Origin of the sequence: Haloarcula sebkhae (assembly GCF_014647415.1) — an archaeon.
Lineage (GTDB): Archaea > Halobacteriota > Halobacteria > Halobacteriales > Haloarculaceae > Haloarcula > Haloarcula sebkhae.
The window spans coordinates 645,811-667,466 of record NZ_BMPD01000002.1; the positions used below are offsets into that span (position 1 = coordinate 645,811).

The window sequence follows — 21,656 nt, forward strand, 5'->3', positions numbered from 1 at the left end:
GAAAAGGCTGCCCTTCTCAGAAGTAGTCGGCATCGAACTCCCGGCGGAAGATGTAGTGATTGGCGTATCCCCGAACGTACTTGGCAAACAGTGAGAGGTACCCTTCGTCAGCCTCTCTACGCGCGGACGTGGCCACGCAGGAATCGGCGTCGTAGACGATTTGGCCGTAGTCTTTCATCCGCAGTGAGAGTTCCGTGTCCTCCATGAACGGGATGTCCTCGTCAAAGCCGCCCACGGCCTCGAAGGCGTCGGCCCGGAAGCTACAGTTGAAGCCCGGTTGCTGGACGAAACCCAGCGGCCAGGACACCCGATACCAGTAGTCCGACAGCAATTTGAACAGTACGCGGTGCTTGAGGCTGTCTTCGAGTGGCCGCGCGGGGCCACCGACCCCGATCACCTCGTCGTCAACGTAGTGCCTGAGATGCAGGCGGACCCAGTCCTCGGGAACCACCGTATCTGCATCGGTGAACAGCAGAATCGGCGCTGTCGCGGCTTCGGCTCCTCGATTCCTGGCGATTCCCGCCCCGCCTTCGTCGCACCGAACGACGGTGTCGACGAAGGGGGTGTCACGGGCCACCTGTTCCGTGCCGTCGTCGCCGCCGACTACGACGATCAGTTCCACGGACTGTGACTCGAAGGGAGCCAGACAGCGGGCCAGCGACTCCGCCTCGTTGTAGGCCGGGACGATGACTGCGGCGTCCATCTGAGCAGCAGGTACATCGTACAGACAGAAATAGCAAGCGATGCGACGGCCTGCCCGATGCTCAGGCGGTTACGAACGCCGTGCGAGAGCAGTCCCCGCGAGAACAGCGACGAGTGCAATACCGGAGAGTGTCCCGAACAGCGCCGTCGCGTTCGCAAAGGCCAGAATCGACCCCGCGAGACCGCCGCCGAGCGCGCCGACGCCGAACACGCCCAGATAGGTGAAGCCATACGAGAGTCCGCGGGTGCCGGCAGGCGTGTATTCCGCGACAGCGGCCTGATACATCGGCTGGACGACGAACAGCGCGACGCCCAGAAGCGCACCGAGCACCGCCAGCGGACCGAAGCCCATCGCCGACACCGGAACGAACAGCGCCGCAAGGGCGGCAAGCACCAGGAACGAGCCGGCGATGCCGTACTCGACGGGAATCCGGTCGGTCAGTTTGCCGCCAGCGTACTGGCCGAGGACGCCGATGAGTAACAGGCCCGCATAGAAGTAGTCCTGTGGCTTGAGCGTCTGGCCCGTCCCGGCCTCGATACCGAGTGCTGACAGGACGCTGGGAGGCAACAGGGTCTCTATCGGGATCGGTTCGAAACCCGGCAGGTCCCGCAGGAGTTCCGGGAGAAACGTGAGGACGCCGCGGTAGTACAGCCCCGAGCACATGACGACAAGGAACACGAGCAGGAAGCTCCCGGCCAGCAGATGCTTGCTCTCCGAGAGGAACTCCTCAAGCGAGTCGATACCACTACTTGCCCTCGACCCGCCGTCAGTCGCGGTCGCCACTGCTGCCGTCTCGTCGAAGCTCGCCTGCGAGGCGTAGACGGCGGCGAGCAACGCCGGAACGCCGAGGACGAGCGCGACGGTCCGCCACTCGGCGACCAGCAGAAGAATCGCGGCGACGAGCGGGCCGAGGCCGATACCGAGGTTGCCGGCGACGCCGTGATAGGCCAGTCCGGTCCCGCGCTGTTCGACACCTTTGCTGATGAGCGAGAGCCCGGCCGGATGGTAGACGCTGGCCGAGAGCCCCCAGAGGACAAGCGCCAGCGCGATGATGACCATACTCGGAGCCAGTCCCAGCAGGATGTACGAGCCGCCCATGCCGAGCAGACACCCGGTGATGAGCCGCCGGGAGCCGATTCGGTCGACGACGATACCGCCCGGGAGTGCGCCGGCCCCGAACAGGCCGTAGCCCAGCGTCACGATGACGCCGACCGTCGCCGTCGTCACGTTGAACTGTGCGATACCGAGGTTGATGAGGTCGAACTCGGTGAGCCAGATGACGACGAATATCGGGACCGCCATCTCGTAGGTGTGGACCAGACCGTGTGCGAGCATGACCAGCGCGGTGATCGCTCGGTCGTTCGCGTTCACACTGTGGTTCGTGTCTGCCGCCGGCAAGTGTGTGACGGTTCCGCGCATCTACGCGTGCGCCTTTTTACCCCCTCCCAGAACCAGGGGTGGGTTTTTATGTCCGAACAGTATAGGCGGCAAGTGTGAGCAAGATCAAGGTGTCACTTCCGGATCAGGTCGACTCGGACATCCAGCGACTCGTCGAACAGGGCGAGTTCCTCAACCGTGACCAGGCCGTGGAAGACCTCCTGAAGCGAGGGATTTCGGCCTACAATACCACGACCGAAGAGACCGAGACGCTCGATGAAGAGATTTTCGACCAGACGGCCTCCGAACAGCAGGACCCGGCGATGCAGGACGATTTCCTCTAATCGCGGTTCTGTGAGAGCCGGCTGTCGTCCTCGGATGCCCGCTGTCCGGAGCCGTTGTCTTCCTGCCGCTGTTGTTTCATTTTTGCGCCGGGTTTCGGACCTCTGTCGACTGACTCGTAGGGCGTTTCCGCGATGCTCTCCGGGATGATGTACCACGCGAGGCCACCGCCAACGACGGTTCCGCCAACAAACGTTACAGCGACAATCGGTAGTTCCGAACCACCGTACAACGTCACAAGCCCCATCGAGACGCCGAAGAGGAGTGCGAAGCCGACTTGCGTATATCTGAGAAATCGTTTCCGGTCGGCGTCCGTCATCGAGGGACCGACCATCAGCGGCCCCCGGTACAGACTGGGTGGGTCCGGTTGACCATCAGTAGAAGCCCCGCTCTACGTCTTCCTCGATGACGTCTTCGAACTCCGCATCGAGTAGTTCCTCCGCTTCCTCGAACGTCTCAGTGAGTTCGCTCATCTGGTCGGGTCGGTCGTGGTGGTCGAACTCCATCGGGCCGTAGGCCGGGGAGTCCATCGCGTCCATCATGTCCTCAAGCAACGCTTGCGGCGACGTGGGTGCGTCCGCATGCGTTTCGAGCACCGTTTCGAGGTTCTTGGCCTTCTCCTTGGCGTCGTCCTCGTCCTCCGGTCCCTGCTGGACGCCGAAGATGCCCGACCCGTCATTCGGGAACAGCGGGTCGATATCGTCGTCGATGCGGCGGGCCACTTGCGACCCGACGCCCTGTACCTCGAAGGGGTTCTTTGCATATGTCTTCAGCTGGTAGACACCGGCGTCAGGGTGACCGAAGTAGATGTCCTCGCCGATTCCGTTCGCGCGGTCGCCCCCGACGGCACGCCAGTCCCCCGGATTGGCATTGCTCTCCATCACGTCTTCGAGAATGTCCTGCCAGTCGCGAACGCGCATTGTCAGTCGCTTGTTCGGCCTGGGTCAGAATGAACCCATCGGTCCGGAATGGCACAGCGACCGACTGGTCATCGCTGTGCGGAAGCTAAGGACCCTCGCCAGCCGGCGTGTCAGTCACGTAGCCGAACGGCTTTACTCCCCGGAACAGCCAGACGTGGTATGGAAAGCGAACGCAACGTCCTCGGCGGGGAGCTAGCTCCCTGCTCGATGGACCCGGAGACGGGGTTCATGCGCGACGGCTACTGCTACCCGCTCCAGCGCGACCCGGGACGGCACGAGATCTGTGCCGTGATGACGGCTGAGTTTCTGGAGTACAGCAAGGCACAGGGCAACGACCTCGTGACGCCGCGGCCGGAGCTGAACTTTCCGGGCCTCGACCCGGGCGACCACTGGTGTGTCTGCGTTCCGCGCTGGATAGAGGCCCACGAGGCCGGGCACGCACCGCCGGTGAATCTCGACGCGACGAGCGAGGACGTGCTCGAAGACGTGTCGCTGGAGACGCTCAAAGAGTACGCCGCCGACACCGAGTCCGATGCCGATGCGACCAGCGAATGAGCCCCGGCGCGAACGACTTTTGAGGGACCGCCCCGTCGCTTGAGTCGTGCAACAGGGGAGGGCCGAAGCATGAGCGTAGACCGTGTTCGCGGTGTCGTCGTCGACATCGACGAGCCGAAGACGGTGAACACCCAGTACGGCGAGAGCGACCTCTGTGAGGTGACAATCCGACCCGACCGAGGGGCCGGCGAGCCGACGACGGTCACGCTCTGGGGGAAGTGGACCGAGAACGCCGCGGCCATCGAGACGGGAATGGAGATTGCCGTCTACAACCCTGACGAACGCGAGTATCAGGGCGAACAGCAGTATTCCGTCGGCGGCGACGCCACGCTCGTCGTCCAGCCGGACTTCCTCGTCGACGTGACCGACATCCGGGCGTGGGTGCAGTGCCCGCGGATGTACTACCTCCGGAAACTCGACGGCGCGGAGCACGCCTATCCGCTGGTGAAAGGGACCATCGTCCACGAGGTCTTCGGCGACCTGCTTCGGGGCCGGGACCTCGAAACCGCCATCGAAGAGCAGGTCGACGCTGCCGGACTGGACATCGGATTATTGGGCCGAGAAGCCGACGAGGTGGCCGGCGACGTACGCGACCACGCGTCGGCTATTCAGGGGTGGCTCCAACAGGGGACGCTAACTGAAACTGACCAGTGGCGCTCGGAGATGACGCTCATTTCCGAGCGGTTCGGCATGAAAGGGCGGGCCGACGCCGTCAGGCGGGGTATGCCCGTCGAGCTCAAGACCGGCAAGAACACCAAGCGGGAGCCGCGGTTTCAGGACAAGATACAGGCGACGGCGTACGCTTTGATGCTAGGCGAGCGTTCGGCTGGCGCAGACAGCGCTGTCGACGCGGCCCCGGACACGGGCACGCTCCTCTATACAAAAAACGCCGCTGTCGACCGCAACGAGGAGAGCGGCGATCTCTCGCCGGCCAAGGAGTTCTCTATCGGGAGCGGGCTGCTGAACTACGTCGTTCGGACCCGCAACGCGATTGCGGCGATGGAGTACGACTCTAGCGTGCCGACGGGCTACGAGGCCAACGCCAAATGCGAGTACTGCTTCGAGCAGGACACCTGCATGGCCGTCTCCGGCCGCCTCGACCAGGAATCCAAGGCGGGACAGGTCGGCCGAGCGGTGCCCGACGAGGAACTGGACTACTTCGAGCGGTTCTACACGGCCGTCGAGGCCGAGCGCCGGTCCGTTCACCGGGAGTACGCGAAGCTCTGGGAACAGACGCCCGAGGAGCGCGCCGACAACGACCGGGCGCTCATCGACCTGGAACCCACCGGTCGCCGGGAACTCGACGGCGGCCGCTGGGAACTCCGGGCGACCGGGACCGGGGCCGTCTCGAAGATCCGCGAGGGCAATCTCGTGCTCGCAAGCGACGGCGACCCGGTGACCGGCGACGCTGAACTGGCGCGGGTCGAGCGACTGGGCAACGAGGCGCCACGCGCCTCGGACAGCGGGAACGGCGACGCCGTGAACGCGGAGATCGTCGTCACGGCCGACGAGCCGCTTGATCTCCGCCGACTGGACGTATACCCCTCCGAACTGACGACCGACCGGCTCCAGAACGCGCTGCACGACGCCGTGCTCCTCCAGCCGCCCGAACAGAAGGACGTGCTGTTCGGACGGCGCGAACCGGAGTTCAATTCGGTAGAGGAGACGTTCATCGACAACAACGACGCCCAGAACGAGGCCGTCCAGCTAGCGGTCGGTGCTGAGGACTTCGCGCTCGTCCATGGGCCGCCGGGGACGGGCAAGACGTACACGCTGGCGCGGATGGTCCGAGCCCTCGTAGACCGGGGCGACCGCGTCCTGCTCTCGGCTTTTACCAACCGCGCCGTCGACAATCTGCTGGAAGCGCTGGAAGACCAGGGCTACACCGATATCGTCCGTGTCGGCACGGAGAGTGGCGTCCGCGAAGATATGCAAAAATACCGTCTGGAGACCAGCGGCGACCCGGGCGAGTGTGCGAGTCGGCTCCAGAATGCCCAGGTCGTCGCGGCGACGACAGCTACCTGCGGCGGGAGCACGCTCCAGACCCAGAAGTTTGACGTGGCCGTTGTCGACGAGGCCGGCCAACTGACCGAGCCAGGGACGCTCGCGGCGACGACGCTGGCCGACCGGTTCGTGCTGGTCGGCGACCACCAGCAGCTCCCGCCGGTGGTCCAGTCAGAGGACGAGACGCTGACGACCTCGCTGTTCGAGCGGCTCATAGACGCCCACCCGGACGCGGGCGTGATGCTCGACCGCCAGTACCGGATGGCCCAGCACATCCAAGCCTTCGCCTCGCAGGAGTTCTACGACGGGCAGTTGCGGCCGGCGAATGGCGAGGTGGCTGCCCAGCGGCTCGACGATCTCGACGGTGTTTCACTGTCGAACTTGCCCGAAGGCCTCCGGGACCGCGTGGCGTTCGTCGACCCGGACGGCAGCCAGGTCGGCAACACCAATCCCACCGAGGCCGACCGAATCGCCGACATCGTCGCGTCGTACCGGTCGGCGGGAGTGCCAGCCGACGACATCGGCGTCATCGCACCGTACCGCGCGCAGGTCGCCGAGATATCGAAGCGCCTGCCGGACGTGACCGTCGACACGGTTGACCGGTTCCAGGGGTCGAGCAAGGAGGTCATCGTTATCTCCTTTGTCGCCACCGGGACGCTTGACAGCCCGATATTCGAGGATTACCGGCGTATCAACGTCGCACTCACGCGGGCGAAGAAGGCGCTCGTTCTCGTCGGCGACGGCGACGCGCTGGCGACCGACGAGGTGTACGGCCGGATGGTCGAGTGGGCGCGGGGCTGACTAAGAGTCCGCGTCGCTGACCCTGTCGCCCGTCCGCAGCCCTGCAACGTGTGCGGTGAGATGTTCCCGCAGCGTATCTCTGAGTTCGCTTGCGGTGTCCTCATCGATGTCGTACACCCGAGCGACACCGCCGAGCAGGCTTGACGAACTCGCCGTGTCGGCTCCCACAGTCGCTAGGTCGCGGCGGCGCTGGAACGGCGACCGCGTGACGAACACCGTCTGGAGCCGGTAGTAGGGGACGATGCGCGTCGTCCGCCGCCAGAAGCCGCTCCGGGTCGCCAGTACCGAGTCATCGAGGTCGAAGCCGCGGTGTCGCCAGCGGAGGTGGGCCGCCGGCACGACCGGGAGAAAGAGGAGGGCGGCGAGCCACCAATAGCCCGTTGCAAGTACCAGCGAGTCCACGGCGTAGGCGACTGCGGTGAGGCCGGCCGCGGCCAGCGAGAAGCGAGCGAGATAGCGCCGACGGGCGCGTGTGGGCGACCGGTCGAAGTTGAGGTCGCCGAACGGCTCGATATCGCGGGCCAGTTCGTACACCTCCTCACGGGGGGCCAGTGGGACAGCGACACCCTGCGTCGACTGCTGGTTTCCACCGCTGTAGCCGGCTGTCTCGACGGCCAGCGTCGCGTAGCCGAACCGCCGCATCAGGATGTTCTCGCGGATGGTGACCGTCTGGACCTTCTCCATCGGGATGTTGCCGCTGTAGCGGCGCAACAGTCCCCGCTCGTACCGGAGGTCGCCGTCGGCCTGCGTGAGCTGGAAGCCGTAGTACTCGATGACTGTCAGTGCCACGCTGACGACCAGTGCCAGCAGGAGGAACTGGATGGCGGAGAGGGCGGCGAAGACGACGAGTCGCGTGGTTTCCGGTGAGCTGGCCAGCCAGCGGACGACAGGTCCATTGAGCGATGCGCCGGAAAGGGTCGCGTTGAACCGCAGGACGGCCCAGACGACGTCCATCCCAAGCGGGAGCGACGCTAGCGTCAGGACCGGCGCGGCCGGTCGAACGGAGACGAGCGCGTACGTCAGGAGTTCGCGCTGGTCGAACGCGAACAGCAGCGACCCGTCCGGCTGGTCGCGTTCCGCCGTGTCCGAGGCCGAAACCGGGTCCCCAAAATCATCCGCCGTCTGGGCGTCACCGGTCCGTGCAGGCGTGGAGCCGTTCACTCCGGGGAGATCAGCGTGGGCTGCCCGGCTAGATGTCGCAGCCTCGGACACCGCGTCGGCGGCTCCCGTCTCGGTCCCGGTGGCCTCGTCCCGGTCGTGGGTTCGCACGTAGTTCCGGAGACGTTTGACTTCGGTCTCGTCGACTGCGTCGAGGGTGGCTTCCGTCGCACTGCCACCGGCCGTCTCGAAGCGAACGATTGCGAGTCCGAGCAGGCGGTTGATGATGTTCTGTTCGACATCGAGGTTCTGGACACGACCCAGCGGAATCTGGCGGGACTGTCTGGCGAAGACGCCGGATTCCACGGTGAGCGTGTCCCCGTCGAGTTCGTAGCGAAAGCGGAGATAGCGCGCCAGCGCGTACCCACTAAACGTCAACGCACCGAGCAGGCCGAGCAGCGGAACCGCGAACCCCGGCAGTCCGAGCATTCCGGTTCCGAGTGAGCCCCCGAAGAAGCCAAAGAAACCGCCTTGCAGCGCTGCTCTGGCGACGCGCAGGACCGCACTCCGGGGGTGGAGCCGGTTCATACCGCGTCCGTGGCCTCGCTCTCGTTCGCGAGGTCACGGAGTTGTTCGCGTAGTTCGGTCGCCCGTTCCGGTCGTAGCCCGGGAATGGTGATGTCCGCGCCGCGGGTCCCGGCGGTGTAGACGACGACGCTCGCTAGCCCGATTGCGCGTTCGACCGGGCCGCGCGTGGTGTCGACGTGCTGGACGCGGACGTACGGCACCGACGTGTCGGTCCGGGTGACGACACCACGAAGGAGAAAGAGCGCGTCGTCCTGCAGGTCAAAACGCCAGATGCGGTGAGCAGCGATGGCGTGGGCGACACCCAGAAGCACGAGCACAACCCAGCCGCCGACGATGACCGTCTGTGGCAGCGAGACAGCGAACCGGTCGACGAGATACGCGATGACGCCGAGTACCGACGCCTGGATAACTGTCGACAGAACCCACAGCAGTCTCACCCGCGGGTGGAGCGACTCCATGTCCGAATTGAGGGGCCGGCCGCGGATTAACGGTTTGGCTCCGGGGCGAAATTGGAAGCGTTTCGACCCACACACGGGGCAAACAGTGGGCGAAATCGTCCGGAACTTCGGAAAACGTCCTTGTATGCTCCCGACGCCGGACAAGGCGTATGTCACGAAGCCGACGGACGTTTCTGACGACGCTCGCCGCTGCAAGTGTCACGCTCCCGCTCGCCGGCTGTGCCGGCGGCGACGGACAATCCGGAGACGAGGAGACGGAGTCAATGAACAATGAGGGGATGACTGACTCGATGGAAGGCGAGGGGACCGATTCGATGGAAAGCGAAGCGATGACTGAGTCGATGGATGGCGGCGAAACGAACAGCTCGATGGTACAAGGTAATGAAACGGAGTCGATGGAGGGCAGCGCAATGACCGAATCGATGACGGAGCCCGCGGACGGCGAATCGATGGGTGACGACGAGATGGACGCCGGGATGACCGAAAACGAGACGGCGTCGTACGCCACCCAGTGACGACCGCAACGAACTACACGCGCTCGTTGACCTGTTCGGAGACCCGCTCGCCGGGCCGACGGAGGTGGCCGCTCTCGACCTCGTAGACGTAGCCTGTCACCGTGACGTCGTCGGGAATCAGCTCGTGGTTTTCGAGGTATTCGACCTGTGCCGCACAAGCCGCATCGATGTCGTCGGTCATCCGGACCCACTCCGCGATTGACGCGTCACCGATGTCTAGCTCCGGCAGTGCTGGGTCCAGATCGATATCATCGAGGTCGCCGTCGACCGCGGCCTCGAACCCCGCGACGATATCCTCGTCGGACGCGCTCATCATCCCACAATCGGTGTGGTTGACGACGATGATTTCGGTCGTATCGAAATACTGTGTTGTCAGCGCGGCCGAGCGAATTACGTCGTCTGTCACTTTGCCGCCGGCGTTGCGGTATATCTGTGCGTCGCCCAGCGAGAGGCCGAGCGCGTCCTCGACGGGGATTCGCTCGTCCATGCAGGCGACGACGAGCAACTGCTTGTCGGTCGGGATTCCCTTGCGCCGTCGACGCGCCCAGTCGTCCCTCGCGTCGACGCCGTCGTCGACCGATTCGTGGACGTGGCCGGCCTCCGGTTCGCTGTGCTCGTGCGTGTCGTCGCTCCCGTGTGTGTGGTGTGGCATTGCAGAACACGCCTTTGTGCCACGTGGCCTTTACTGCTTGCTCGGCGGCAGTCCAGCGGAGGGAAGACAACCAAGTCGGGCAGTGCAAGCCTCTCAGTCGTCAGTCGCGACAGCGCTGTCTTCGCTGTTTCCGTCCTCGATTTCGTTCAGGACTCGCTGGTGGAACTCCTGGAGGACGGCCGATTCGTCCTCGGCAAGTACCACGTCGCTGGCCATCAGCGTCGCGAGGCCGAACGCGCGCGGCGACGGCGAGTCGACGCGGGTCCGGACCACGTCCACGTCGCCGTTTTGTATCGCACGCAGGACGGTCTCGATGCCGGCGACGTTCAGTTTGTCCCCCAGAATCTCGCGGTAAGTCTCCTCGACGACGGCGAAGTCGCCGAGGTCCTCGGCGAACCCGAGCAGCATCTCCGAGGACACCTGTTGTTCGCTGGCGGACTTCTCGTAGCCCTTGTAGCGTTTGAGAATCATCAGCGACCGCGTGGCGTTGATGCGGAAGTACCGCTGGAGAAGGTCCGTCCCGTCGAGGCTGGCCCGGAGGTCCTCGCGGGCCGTCTCGGGGTCTAGGTCGCCGACGATTCGCGCGATATCGACCTTCCGGTTCAGCGGCATCGAGAGCGTGAAGCCGTTGTCGGCGACGGCGACCTGAACGTTCGCGCTTGCTTCCCGGGCGATGTGATACGCCAGTAGCCGAGAAAAGCCGTCGTTGAACCGCCGGCCGTAGTTCGAGTGGACGTGGTAGTGCCGTTCGTACTCGTCGTGGTCCAGCGTCTCCTCGATGACTAGACGGTCGGCGGTGGCGACGCTCTCTGGCCCGGCGTAGGCTACCTGCTCGCGGAACATCCGCGCGATAGCTCGAACGCTGTTCTCATCGACGGGGAAGGTCCGGAGCCAGTTGCGGACCTCTGACATCCCGCCGTCGGCCAGCCGGTCCAGCAGTTGGTCCTGGAAATCGAGGATCTCACGCCCGAGGTCGTACGAAAGCGGGAGGCGTTCGGAGAACCACGACGGCACCGTCGGGCGGGCGGCGGTCCGGTCGACGTACACCTTCGACCCGCGGCGGTAGCGGTACTCGAAGTTGTCCCCGCCGAGCACGAACACGTCACCTTTCTCTAACGTGTCCAGATACGATTCGTCAAGCTGGCCGACCCAGCTGTCGTCGCTCCGGGTGACCACATCACAGGTAAACGAATCCGGAATCGTCCCGATGTTGGTCATGTAGATGACTCGCGCGAGCCGACCGCGTTTGCCGATGAGGTGCTCACCCACGTCGTACTCCTCGTAGTGGTGCTCGCCGTCGGGCGCGTCGTTGGTGTCCCGCCAGATCTTGGCGTAGACGTTCTTGTCCTCCATTCCCGGGTAATCAGCAGTCATATACCGCATCAGCTGCTCCCAGTCCTCGTCGTCGTAATCCCGGTACGGGTAGGCACGTCGGAGGACGCTTTTGAACGTCGCTTCGGGGCGAACGTCGTTGATAGCCATGCCGTAGACGTGCTGGGTTGCTACGTCCTGTGCGTTCTCGGGGATGAATACGCGGTCGACAAAGCCCCGCTCGGCCTTTTCGAGCATCACCGCACACTCGACCAGTTCGTCACGGTCGAGCGCGATGACGCGGCCCTCGACAGTCTCACCAAGTTGGTGGCCCGCGCGGCCGATACGCTGGAGCAACGCGGCGACGGACTTGGGCGAGCCGACCTGTACGACGAGGTCGATGTGGGGCATGTCGATACCCAGTTCCAGGCTGGTCGAGGTCGTCACCACATCGAGTGACCCCTCCTTCAGCGACTCCTCGATGTCGCGGCGTCGCTCCTTCGAGAGCGAGCCGTGGTGACACCCGGAGTTCGATTCGTCGTAGCCGTCGAACTTCTCGCGGAGGTTATGCAGGACCCGTTCGGCCCCCGAGCGCGTATTGGCGAACACGAGCGTGTTCGTATGCGACTGGATGTGATCGTGAAGTTGCTTGTAGAACCGCTCGGTGACGATATCCCGCGGCGTGTTGATGAGGTCGTCAGCTGGACAGGACAGCTCCATGTCGAAATCGCGGGCGAAGCGCGTGTCGACGATTTCGTAGTCGCGAGGGTCGCCACCGGGCTCCTCGCGGCCGACCAGGAACTCCGCGACGGTGTCGAGCGGCTCGACGGTCGCCGAACAGCCGATCCGCGTCGGTGACGTCTCGACCATCTCCTCTAATCGTTCCAATGACACCGAGAGATGGGTCCCGCGCTTGTTCCCGGCGAGGCTGTGGATCTCGTCGACGATGACGTACTCGATGGTTTCGAGTTTCTGCTTGAACTTCGGTGAGTTGAGCAGAATTGCGAGGGTTTCCGGCGTCGTGTTGAGGATGTGGGGCGTCGTTTCGAGCATCGCCTGCCGCTCACTGTCGCTGGTGTCGCCATGGCGGATCGCGTGGCGGATTTCCACGTCCTCGCCGCGTTCCGCAAGCTTGGCTGTGATACCGTCGAGTGGCTGTCCGAGGTTCCGGTGGATATCGTTTGCCAGCGACTTCAGCGGCGAGACGTACAGGCAGTAGACGGAGTTCTCCAGTTCGTCCTCGCGGGCCTTCCCGAACAGTTCGTTGATGATACCAGTAAAGGACGCGAGGGTCTTGCCGCTCCCCGTGGGCGCGCAGATGAGGGCGTTCTCGCGCTCGTGGATGAGCGGGATGGCCTCCTTCTGTGGCGGCGTGAAGAAGCCGCCGTTGCCGGGGACGAACTCGCCGAATTGCTCGACCCACCACTCTTGGACGACAGGTGCGAGGCGGTCCAGCACCTCGCCATCGTCGATATCGACCGCCTCCGGGTCGAAGCCCGGGTCCGTCGCTGCGAGACGCTCGCGTCCTCCCATTGTCGGCTCTTACCGACCAGTAGGACTGCCACGGCAAGTGGGTTCCGCCATATCGATGGGGAAAACGTCTAAGCGACCGCCGCGTCTGGCCTGGAGCATGGCCGAATCCTTCGACGTACTGACGCCGCTGGTGACGCCATTCGACGCCGACGGTAACCTCGATGTTGCTGGCCTGGAATCGCTGATCCGGCACGTCGTGGCGGCCGGCGTCGACGGGATCGTTCCCTGCGGAACGACCGGCGAGTTCGAGACGCTGTCGCCCCGGGAGTACCGGACCGTCGTCCGAACCGCGACGGAGACAGCGCCCGACGACTGCCGCGTCATGGTCGGGACGGCCGCCACCAACGTGCCGACGGTCCACGACCGGATGGCGTTCGCCGCCGAACAGGGCGCGGACAGCACCCTGGTCGTGCCGTCGTATTACGGCGGCCAGGCCAGCGGGGCGGGTAACGAGGGGTTCTTCGACGCGGTGCTGGCCGACGCGCCGCTGCCCGTCTACCTCTACAACATTCCCGGAGCAGTCGGACAGGATCTCTCCGTCGAGACGGTTGCCACGCTCGCGCAGTCCGACGCCGTCGCGGGGCTCAAGGACTCCTCGGGCGACCTCCCGTACGCCACCGCGGTGATGAATCAGACGCCCGGAGACTTCAGCGTCTATCAGGGCCACGACGGCCTGTTCGTCCCGTCGCTCGTGCTGGGCGGCGACGGCGGCGTCAGCGCGCTCTCACACCTGCTGTTCGACGATCTGGAGCGGGCGGGCACCGCCGTCGCCAGCGGTGATGTCGAACAGGCCAGAGCGGTCCAACGAGACATCCTCTCACCGCTTTCAGAAGCGTGTGCCGAGTTCGGCTTCGCACCCACGGTGAAGGCATTGCTCGCCGACCGCGGCATCATCGACCACGCGACGGTGCGGCCGCCCCGGGACTCACTCTCACCGGACGCAGTGGAGTCCGTGACCGGGATGTTGTAGCGGCAATCAGATCGCACTGCTCAGCATACCGCGCGCACTGCTGTCGTAGATGGTGTGTTGTTTGTCACCTCCGATAGAGCTCTGAGACTCAAATAGCCCTGTGAGGTTCCACGAGATTCATTACGCTGGGCGGCAGTGAACGCAATATATGTCGTTGCTGCCCTCCCGCGGTCCCGACACGAGCACCTCACAGGACGGGGAGCTACAGGTCGTCGGGGTCGACGAAGACGTCTCAGCCGTACTCGATGCCCTCTCTTCGGAAACGGCCAGAGAGATTCTCAACACCGTCTACGACGATCCGGGAACGCCCTCCGAGCTGGCTGACCGACTCGATATGTCGATACAGAAGGTCTCCTATCATCTGGAGAAACTGGAAGAGGAGGAACTCATCACCGTCGCCGGGGTCCAGTACTCCGAGAAAGGGCAGGAAATGAAAGTGTACGAGCCCCCGGAGGACCCGCTGGTGTTGTTCGTCGGGACGCAGGAACGCAAGCAGTCGCTCCGGTCGCTCGTCCGCCGCGTCCTGCCTGTCATCGGGGTTCTCACCGCGGCCAGCGTCATGCTGCAACTCCTGCTCGGGCAGTTCCCGATCCAGTTCGGGAGTTCGGGGGCCGGCGACGCGGGAACCGCCGGTGACGGTGCGCAGGGCGGCGGGGACGCGGAGAGTCTGGATGCAGCGAACCAGACGGCCGCGACGGCCGAACCCACGCCAACCCCGACAGCGTCGGACGACGGCGGATTCCAGATTGCCGAGGCGACGGAGACGCCAGAGGCCACGCAGGCCCCGAGAAGCACTCCGGCTCCGGAAGCCGATACGCCGGTCGCAGCAATGACCGAGGAGGCACGGCAACTAACGACCGACGCCGCGGCCGGTGGCGGCTTCCATATCGAGCCCGGCGTGGCCTTCTTCCTCGGCGGGCTGCTTGTCCTGACGCTGTACGTCTCGTTCTGGGCGTACAGAAACTACCGCTGAGTCGGTTCAGCGACCCACCCGCTTCAGTCCGACTCGGTCCGTTCGGCGACCAGCACGCCGGCCTGTTCGGTAACCATCTCGACAGCTGTCAGCGCGTAGCCGGCATCAGTGAAGGCGTCGGCAAGGACACCGACCGTCGCCGGGTCGTCGACTTCGGGGCTGTAAAACGGCGCGTCGGGGTCGTCGTCGCCGAACAGCATCACGTCCCCGAGGACGATGCGTCGCGGCCCCAAGTCAGCGATAGTGTCGATAGCCTCGCGTTTCTCGTCGTCCCCGAGGTGGTGCATCGCGAAGTTCGACGTGACGATGTCGACCGGGCCGTCGACGTTGGGAGCGCGGAAGCGACCGTCGCCGAAGGAAACGTTCTCAACGCCACGCTCGTCGGCTTTCTCCCGTGCTTTCTCCAGCATCCCGTCGCTGATGTCGCGGCCGATAATCTCCCGTGCATCGGGCGCGAGCGCGAACGCGATGGCTCCGGTGCCAGTGCCGAGGTCGAGTACCACGTCGTCGCTTTCGGGAGCCGCGTGCTCGACAACGAAATCGACACAGGCGCGATACGCCGCCGAATCCTGATCCTCGTCGTAGGCATCAGCGTGTTCGGAGAACCGATCGGCGTGTTCGTCGAGTGATTTCTTCATACGCGCTTCTCGTCGTGCTCGCACAAGTGTCTCCCGCTCCGTTTCGCGGTTTTGCCGCAAACGCGGTTCGGTTAAAACGGTTTTTGAGCCACGGGTGAATTTTTGCTATCCCCGTCCGAAGCATGAACTGCGCCGTCGTCGGGTGACCTTCCCACACGACCGCCCTGACCCCGTCCCCGCCGACGGCCACCGCCCTCACTCCGCTGACGCTCCCTGGTGGTTCCCCTGCCGACGTGTGCCCCCAGACACCAACGCTTTGTCCGTTCGCTCGCTGTCGTCCGGTATGCGTCTCACGTTTCTCGGCACCGGTAGCGCCATGCCCACCGGCTCTCGAATGCAATCCGGCCATCTGCTGGAGTCCGACGGGAACCGCTTGCTCGTCGACTGTGGCAGCGGCGTGTTGCACTCGCTGGCCCGAACAGACGCGGGGTACGAAGGCGTCGACACCGTGTTGCTGACCCACCATCATCTGGACCACGTTTCCGACCTCGACGTGCTGATGAAGGCCCGCTGGCTGGCCGGTGAGACGGACCTCACGATAGCTGGCCCGCCGGGGACGAGCGATCTGGTTCGGGATCTGCTCGAAACACACGACTACATGCAGGACCGTCTGGACCTGACGCTCAGGGACCTCGACGGCGGATCGTTCGAGCTGGCTGGGTTCAGCGGCGACGCCTGCGAGACGCGCCACTCGATGCAGTGTTTCGCGTACCGGCTCTCCGTCGATGACGGTCCAGCGATAACGATTGGCGCGGACTCGGAGGCGTTCACGGACCTCATCGAGTTCGCCGACGGGTCGGCCGTACTCGTTCACGACTGCGCGTTCCCGGACGACGTGGACGTATCGAACCACCCGACGCCGAAGATGCTCGGAGAGACCCTCCGCGATGCCGACGCCGAGGTCGGCCGCGTGTATCTCACGCACCTGTACCCACACACTGAGGGGCGACACGAGGAGATGCGTGAGTCGATAGCGGAGAGCTACGATGGCGACGTACAGTTCGCCGAGGACGGCCTGACAATAACGGTCAGTTAGACACGTTCGAGCGTGACTCGGAACTCGGCCCCGCCGGCATCGCTTTCGGCCACGCTGACGCTGCCGCCGTATGATTCAGTCAGCGCCCGAACGAACCCGAGGCCGAATCCGGTCCCCGAACTCTCCTGCCCCTTCACACCCATCTCGAAGATATCCTCGCGCAGGTCCGGCGAGACACCGTCCCCGTCGTCGGCGAAACAGACCGTAACCTCGTCGGAACTGACGTCCGCCGGGTACACTCGCATATTGATCTCGCCTTCGTTGTGGACCGCCGCGTTGGACATGATGTTCGTGAACACCGAGTCGAGCAGGTCACCGCCGTACACCTGATAGTCGAACTCGGCCGCATCGAAGTCGACGGTCAGCGACTCGTAGTTGGCTTCAATGTCACGCACCGTATCTCCAAGGACAGATTCGAGGTCGTGTGGCTCCGGATTGTCCTGTGTTTCCAGCGTCGAGACGAGGTCGCCGACGCGCTGGATGAGGTCGGCAGCGCTCTCGGCCGCGCGCTGGATCTTGCCGGCGTACTCCTCGGTCTGGCCGTCGACCTGTCCAGCGACGACGTCGGCGAACCCGGCGATGACCTGCAGGTCGTTACCCAGGTCGTGGCGAAGCAGTCGGTCGTACATCTCGATCATCTCCTTTCGCCGTTCCAGATCTCGGTGTGCCCGTTCTAGCCGTTCACGGGAGCGGATATTTGAGATGGCTGTCGCGGCGTGCGTCGCGAGGATTTCCATCGGCCTGACGTACTCGTCCCCGAACTCCTCGACGCTCCGTGACCGCGTGACCAACACCGCGGTCACCTCGTCGCCCATCCGGGCTGGGACAGCCAGGGCACCAGTCACGTCCGAATCGGCCGTGACAGCGGCATCAGACCCCTGCTCGACCAGCGTCTCGCCAGCCTCCTGCGCCCGTCGAGCCAGGTCACTCGGTGGCTCGCCCTGAACGAGGTTCGGGTTCGTGCTGTGGACGACTCGGAGGTCATCCTCGCGCACCTCGACGAACGTAGAGTAGGAGAACTCGAACAGCAGTGACATCGCTTCGAGTGTGAGAGAGACGACTTCGTCGACGGACTCGCACCGATTGAGCGCCTGACCGTACTTGTTCAGGTCGGCGACCTGTCTGGCGAAGTCCTGTTGTTCTTCAAACGACATATCACCGACTCCTCGCAGACATTGGAACTACGTATTAATGGAGAGCGCGGCAAAAAACGGTTTCGGGAGACTCACCGATGGCGTAATAGATGACAGACATGTAGCGTGAGTATGCGGCCTCAGTCGAGTCGGTAGCGCAGCAGCGCGGCGATGCCGCCGAGATTCGAGAGTTGCTGTCCCGGAGCGAACTCCGCGGAGAAGACGGTCACGTCCCCGCCTTTCTGCTCTGTCGTTTCGATGATCTGGTCGACGTCGATATCCCAGTCGCCCTCGCCGGCCCGCTCCAGTCGGAGTCGCTCATCGAGCACGAGCAGCGTCTCGATAGCGCCGTAGTCGGCCGCTTTTGCGACCTCCTCCGGGCCGTACGCCACTTCCGAGCCCGACCCGATGCGCTCCATCAGTTCGTCGATGTAGTCGGCCTCCTCAGCGATACGTGTCTGCTGTTGGACATCCTCAACAGCGCCGCGTTTGAGCACTTCGTGAACCCCGCGGTCGCCGACAGCGGACGTGTCTACGACGGTAATCTGTTCGGCGATGTCGGGAATATCGTCCTGAAAGTGGTCCAGCGCGTCCTGTTTGGTGAAGCCGGGGCCGGCGAGGATGTAGGCGTCCACGTCCTGCCGTTTGAGAACCGACGCCAGTTCGTCGAACAGTTCCTTTCGTGGGCGGGCGTACTCCCCTTTCCCGGTCGTTGAGGTGATGGTCGCCCGCTCCTCGGTGCCGTACTGGGCGACGGTGTGAACGTGTGCTTCGCCTTCCTCCACGGTCGCAATCGCCACGTCGGGGTTCTCCGTCGCCTCGACGGCCTCCTCCAGCCGGTCGGCCTGATCGGGCTTGAGGTGCTTCTCGACGGTGAGTTCGGTGTGTTCCTCGACGTTGAGCGTGTGGTGAAAGCCCAGCTGGTCCTCGCGGGAGCAGTCGACGATTTCGCCGCCGACGCGAAGGCGATTGGCGAACTTCGCGAACTCCACGTCGGTGACTTCGATCTGAATCCACATCGGCTCGCGCTCGCCGCCCTTGTCCCGGAGGTTGTCGTCGTTGCGCTGGATGCGCCGCGTCGTGTCGCCGGAGACGAGATCCCCCGGCTCGATAACATACGAGAGATGCCAGAGGTCGTCAAGCGTCTCGGGGACCACCTCGATTCGTTCTGCCCCTTCCGCGGTGGTCTCCTGACTCTGTATCTGCATACTGAAGCGTCCGCTTCATGGACACAAGTGTTCTGCCATTCGACGCGCCGCGACGGCAAGAACCCGGTTCCGACCGGGTGTGCCGAGCCACTCAGGCGACAGAGCCTGCGGTTGGCGTCTGTGACTCGCTTGCGAGGGCTGGCACCTCTCTGACGGCGGTTCCGATAGCGTACGCACCAGCGACGTTGCCGTAGAACGAGAGAAACGGTATCAGGACCGCGCCGACGACGGTGACGGAGGCGAACCCGCCGACCACCTGCGCACCGATGGCGATGGCGACCGCCACCAGCCACGCGATAGCGTAGGTCTGTGATCCACCGACCGCGCGCAGCGTGCCGGGCGAGAACGCGGCCCGACACGCCCAGTCACTGCGTACGCAGCCACGGCCGCGGGGAGGAGATACACCGCGCCGAGCGAGACCACAACGGTGACAGCGACGACGAGTGCAAACAGGAGGCCGATGACGGAAAGTCCCAGTGCTGGCTCGCCGCCTGTCGTCGTGACCACAGAGGCTGGCACAATGAACGAGGCGACTGCGAGGCCGATGACGACCAGCGGGACGAGCCCGTACACGAGCGAAATCAGGAACGCGACCACACCTTCAATGAACAGGTCTCCCCACTCGTCGAACACTGGCGGCTCCTCGTCGGCACCGTCGCTCACTGCTCGGATGACACGGACGAGGTAGCCGTACACGAACAACACCGGGATGAAAAACACGCCCAGCAGACTCAACACGCCACCGATAAGGATAGTTTCGATTTTCTGCTCGCCGGTCCAGGGGTATCGGAGTGCGTCTTCTAACATGGAGACTTCGTAACGGTTTGTATCCGGACAGTCCTGGAACCCCAGCCACGGATCAGTGTTGTTGAACCAATATCATAAATCCGGGCGCTCCAGCAGCACGGAAAGACCTGGCACAGAGACTGGATCAGGCCGCGGGCTGGGCGTCGGGCGTCTCGTCACCGGCGTCGACGACGGGCATATCCCGTACCGCGGTCCCGACCGCGTAGGTCCCTGCCACGTTCGCGTAGAACGTCACGAAGGGGACCAGCACTGCGCCGATGACGACGGCGTTCAGGACACCGATGACGACACCGGCGAGCAGGCTGATACCGAACGCGACCAGCCAGCCGGTGGCGTAGGTCCGACTGAACGCAAGCCGGCGGAGTTCAGCAGGTGCGAACGCCGCCGCAATGCTGTCCGTCCGGACGTACGCAACGATTGCGGCCGGGAGCACGTACGCGATGGCGAGCGAAAGGACGGTCATCGCAAGCGTGGCGACGAGGGCGATGAGGCCGACGGCCAGTCCGCTTCCGGCGCCGTTGCCGCCCAGACCCAGCGTCGCGCCGCTTGCGAACACCGCTACGAGAGCGATAGCCGCCGGGATGAGTGAGTAGACGAATCCGATAGCGAACACCTTCAGGCCGTCCATACCCAGGTCGCCCCAGTCGTCGAACACCGGCGGTTCGGCTTCGCCGTTCAGCACCGCCCGGAGCGTCCGGACGATGTAGCCGAAGACGAAGAACACCGGCACGACGAGGAAACTCAGGAGCAGCAACACGCCCCCGATGGCGATAGTTTTCACTGCGCTGTCGCTGTCCCGGGGATACGATAGTGCTTCTTGGAACATGATAGTACTCCGTGACATCAGCCTGGCCGGCGTGGCCGCTGCCACGTCAGTCACGACGAGGTGTCACATCAAGTTATAATACAACTTACAGGTATATATAGCAGTACGTGTGCCGTGCTGTCAGGTGTAGCCGGACAGCTCTCAGTGTCCTACGTGTCGGTGTCGCTGTCGGCGGCCGCCTGCAACCGCGCGAACGCCTCCCACGAGGGGTCGGCTCCGGGATGTGACTGTCGAGCGCCGTCGACGTACAGGCCCTCGCCGTCGGTCACCTCGCCGACGACGGCGGCTGGCGTCCCGCGGGCCCTGAGCGCGTCGGCGACGTTGCCGGCGTCCGCAGGGTCAACAGCGGCTAGAAGCGTCCCGCAACTGCTGACGTGCCAAGGGTTGATATCGAGCGCGCCACAGAGGTATTCGACGCCGTCGGCGACCGGCATCGCGTCGCTGTCTACGTCAAAGCGGACGCCCGCACCGTCGGCCATCTCGATGAGCGCGCCGGTGATGCCGCCCTCTGTGGCGTCGTGCATCGCCGTCACGGTTCCGGCGTTAGTCGCGGCCATGGCATCCTCGACGAGAGCGGTGTCGGCCAGTCGCTCTTGGGCGGTAGCGATTCGGTCGGGCGACAGCCCGATCTGCGCCGGGAAGAGGTTTGCAAACAGCCCAGTGACTTCGGCCCCGGGGCCGGTCCCGACGACCAGTTTGTCGCCCGGGCGCGCGCCGTCCGGCCGGACGATGTGGTCGTGGGACCCAACGCCAAGCACCGTCGCGCCGCCGACCCAGGAGTAGTCGACGCTCGAATACCGGGCGGTGTGGCCGGTGACGACGCTCACGCCGACTTCTTCGGCCCGTCCGGCGAAGCCGTGCCACATCGCCGCCAGTTCGTCGTCGGTCATCTCGGGCGGGAGCGTGAACGTCACGGAGAGGTGCGACGGCGGGATGCCGGAAACGGCAACGTCGGCCAGTACCACGTCGAGTGCAAACCGACCGGCCCGCTCGAAGCCCAAGTCGGGGAGGATCGACAGCGGGTCGGTGGCTGTGACGAGGGCGTCGCCGCCAACGTCGATGACGCCGAAGTCAATGCCGTGAGTCGGCCCCAGCGTCACGTCGGCTCGGTCTGCGCCCAGTTCGGGGTAGATGACGCTATCGAACAGTTCGCGGTCGATTTTCCCGAGGTCACTCATGCAGTCGGTCACCCCCAGCGCGGTGTTCTC

At 64.5% G+C, this 21,656-nt stretch carries 22 protein-coding genes; 7 read left to right on the forward strand and 15 right to left on the reverse strand.

Translation table 11 applies throughout. The features are described 5' to 3' along the window. Positions 1 to 16 precede the first annotated feature (16 nt). The gene (locus IEY38_RS09355) at positions 17 to 703 is read right to left on the reverse strand and encodes a glycosyltransferase (protein WP_188977211.1); all 687 of its coding nucleotides are present in this window, start codon (positions 701 to 703) and stop codon (positions 17 to 19) included. A 69-nt stretch (positions 704 to 772) separates the two neighbouring features. Next, complete coding sequence (locus IEY38_RS09360; protein ID WP_188977213.1) at positions 773 to 2,122, reverse strand: MFS transporter; 1,350 nt, start codon at positions 2,120 to 2,122, stop codon at positions 773 to 775. A gap of 74 nt (positions 2,123 to 2,196) precedes the next feature. On the opposite strand from IEY38_RS09360, the gene IEY38_RS09365 reads away from it, so the two are divergent. Further along, entirely contained in the window at positions 2,197 to 2,424 is a 228-nt protein-coding gene (locus IEY38_RS09365) for a ribbon-helix-helix domain-containing protein (protein WP_004518043.1), read from the forward strand. On the opposite strand, the gene IEY38_RS09370 is transcribed toward IEY38_RS09365, so the two are convergent. After that, positions 2,421 to 2,756, reverse strand: a complete 336-nt coding sequence (locus IEY38_RS09370) for a hypothetical protein (RefSeq protein ID WP_188977217.1) — start codon at positions 2,754 to 2,756, stop codon at positions 2,421 to 2,423. The genes IEY38_RS09365 and IEY38_RS09370 overlap by 4 nt on opposite strands. Before the next feature lie 40 nt (positions 2,757 to 2,796). Next, positions 2,797 to 3,342, reverse strand: a complete 546-nt coding sequence (locus IEY38_RS09375) for a hypothetical protein (protein WP_004961247.1) — start codon at positions 3,340 to 3,342, stop codon at positions 2,797 to 2,799. 159 nt (positions 3,343 to 3,501) lie between these two features. Between IEY38_RS09375 and IEY38_RS09380 the strand changes: the two genes are divergently transcribed. Both IEY38_RS09380 and IEY38_RS09385 read left to right on the forward strand, forming a co-directional pair. Then, positions 3,502 to 3,897, forward strand: a complete 396-nt coding sequence (locus tag IEY38_RS09380; protein ID WP_188977219.1) for a DUF2237 family protein — start codon at positions 3,502 to 3,504, stop codon at positions 3,895 to 3,897. 69 nt (positions 3,898 to 3,966) lie between these two features. Then, positions 3,967 to 6,702, forward strand: coding sequence for an AAA domain-containing protein (locus IEY38_RS09385; protein ID WP_188977221.1), 2,736 nt, complete (start codon positions 3,967 to 3,969; stop codon positions 6,700 to 6,702). Here IEY38_RS09385 and IEY38_RS09390 read toward each other — a convergent pair whose 3' ends face one another. After that, positions 6,703 to 8,388, reverse strand: a complete 1,686-nt coding sequence (locus tag IEY38_RS09390) for a PH domain-containing protein (protein ID WP_188977223.1) — start codon at positions 8,386 to 8,388, stop codon at positions 6,703 to 6,705. Continuing rightward, a complete protein-coding gene (locus IEY38_RS09395) occupies positions 8,385 to 8,846 on the reverse strand; it encodes a PH domain-containing protein (protein WP_188977225.1) in 462 nt (153 codons plus the stop codon). Before IEY38_RS09395 ends, IEY38_RS09390 begins: the two co-directional genes overlap by 4 nt. Positions 8,847 to 8,995: 149 nt before the next feature. Here IEY38_RS09395 and IEY38_RS09400 point away from each other — a divergent pair, with 149 nt between their 5' ends. Then, complete coding sequence (locus IEY38_RS09400; RefSeq protein ID WP_188977228.1) at positions 8,996 to 9,361, forward strand: hypothetical protein; 366 nt, start codon at positions 8,996 to 8,998, stop codon at positions 9,359 to 9,361. Between the two features lie 13 nt (positions 9,362 to 9,374). Here the strand turns inward: IEY38_RS09400 and IEY38_RS09405 are convergent, their stop codons facing one another. Together IEY38_RS09405 and IEY38_RS09410 are read right to left on the reverse strand one after the other, a co-directional pair. After that, the gene (locus IEY38_RS09405) at positions 9,375 to 10,013 is read right to left on the reverse strand and encodes a beta-class carbonic anhydrase (RefSeq protein WP_188977230.1); all 639 of its coding nucleotides are present in this window, start codon (positions 10,011 to 10,013) and stop codon (positions 9,375 to 9,377) included. 93 nt (positions 10,014 to 10,106) lie between these two features. Then, positions 10,107 to 12,857, reverse strand: a complete 2,751-nt coding sequence (locus IEY38_RS09410; protein WP_188977232.1) for an ATP-dependent helicase — start codon at positions 12,855 to 12,857, stop codon at positions 10,107 to 10,109. A gap of 97 nt (positions 12,858 to 12,954) precedes the next feature. On the opposite strand from IEY38_RS09410, the gene IEY38_RS09415 reads away from it, so the two are divergent. After that, positions 12,955 to 13,827 carry a dihydrodipicolinate synthase family protein gene (locus IEY38_RS09415; protein WP_188977234.1) on the forward strand — a complete coding sequence of 291 codons (873 nt, stop codon included), beginning with the start codon at positions 12,955 to 12,957 and terminating at the stop codon, positions 13,825 to 13,827. Positions 13,828 to 13,975: 148 nt separating this feature from the next. Beyond that, positions 13,976 to 14,800: a helix-turn-helix domain-containing protein gene (locus tag IEY38_RS09420; RefSeq protein WP_188977236.1), complete on the forward strand. Its 825-nt coding sequence runs from the start codon at positions 13,976 to 13,978 to the stop codon at positions 14,798 to 14,800. Positions 14,801 to 14,823: 23 nt separating this feature from the next. Here IEY38_RS09420 and IEY38_RS09425 read toward each other — a convergent pair whose 3' ends face one another. Further along, complete coding sequence (locus IEY38_RS09425; protein WP_188977237.1) at positions 14,824 to 15,438, reverse strand: class I SAM-dependent methyltransferase; 615 nt, start codon at positions 15,436 to 15,438, stop codon at positions 14,824 to 14,826. 283 nt (positions 15,439 to 15,721) lie between these two features. Here IEY38_RS09425 and IEY38_RS09430 point away from each other — a divergent pair, with 283 nt between their 5' ends. Next, on the forward strand, positions 15,722 to 16,474 hold the full coding sequence (locus IEY38_RS09430; protein WP_188977239.1) for an MBL fold metallo-hydrolase: 753 nt from the start codon (positions 15,722 to 15,724) through the stop codon (positions 16,472 to 16,474). Here the strand turns inward: IEY38_RS09430 and IEY38_RS09435 are convergent. The 6 genes from IEY38_RS09435 to IEY38_RS09455 all read right to left on the reverse strand — a co-directional run bounded on the left by IEY38_RS09435 (position 16,471) and on the right by IEY38_RS09455 (position 21,626). Next, positions 16,471 to 17,628 carry a sensor histidine kinase gene (locus tag IEY38_RS09435; RefSeq protein ID WP_188977250.1) on the reverse strand — a complete coding sequence of 386 codons (1,158 nt, stop codon included), beginning with the start codon at positions 17,626 to 17,628 and terminating at the stop codon, positions 16,471 to 16,473. The two genes, IEY38_RS09430 and IEY38_RS09435, sit on opposite strands and share 4 nt — an antisense overlap. Before the next feature lie 119 nt (positions 17,629 to 17,747). Continuing rightward, positions 17,748 to 18,815, reverse strand: a complete 1,068-nt coding sequence (locus IEY38_RS09440; protein WP_188977258.1) for an mRNA surveillance protein pelota — start codon at positions 18,813 to 18,815, stop codon at positions 17,748 to 17,750. A gap of 91 nt (positions 18,816 to 18,906) precedes the next feature. Further along, positions 18,907 to 19,071 (reverse strand): hypothetical protein, encoded by a 165-nt coding sequence (locus tag IEY38_RS21230; RefSeq protein ID WP_229775257.1) that lies wholly within the window; start codon positions 19,069 to 19,071, stop codon positions 18,907 to 18,909. Next, complete coding sequence (locus IEY38_RS09445) at positions 19,026 to 19,622, reverse strand: DUF4013 domain-containing protein (protein WP_229775258.1); 597 nt, start codon at positions 19,620 to 19,622, stop codon at positions 19,026 to 19,028. Before IEY38_RS09445 ends, IEY38_RS21230 begins: the two co-directional genes overlap by 46 nt. A gap of 124 nt (positions 19,623 to 19,746) precedes the next feature. Then, on the reverse strand, positions 19,747 to 20,448 hold the full coding sequence (locus tag IEY38_RS09450) for a DUF4013 domain-containing protein (protein WP_188977260.1): 702 nt from the start codon (positions 20,446 to 20,448) through the stop codon (positions 19,747 to 19,749). Between the two features lie 149 nt (positions 20,449 to 20,597). After that, positions 20,598 to 21,626 carry an AIR synthase family protein gene (locus IEY38_RS09455; RefSeq protein WP_188977262.1) on the reverse strand — a complete coding sequence of 343 codons (1,029 nt, stop codon included), beginning with the start codon at positions 21,624 to 21,626 and terminating at the stop codon, positions 20,598 to 20,600. Between the last annotated feature and the right edge of the window lie 30 nt (positions 21,627 to 21,656).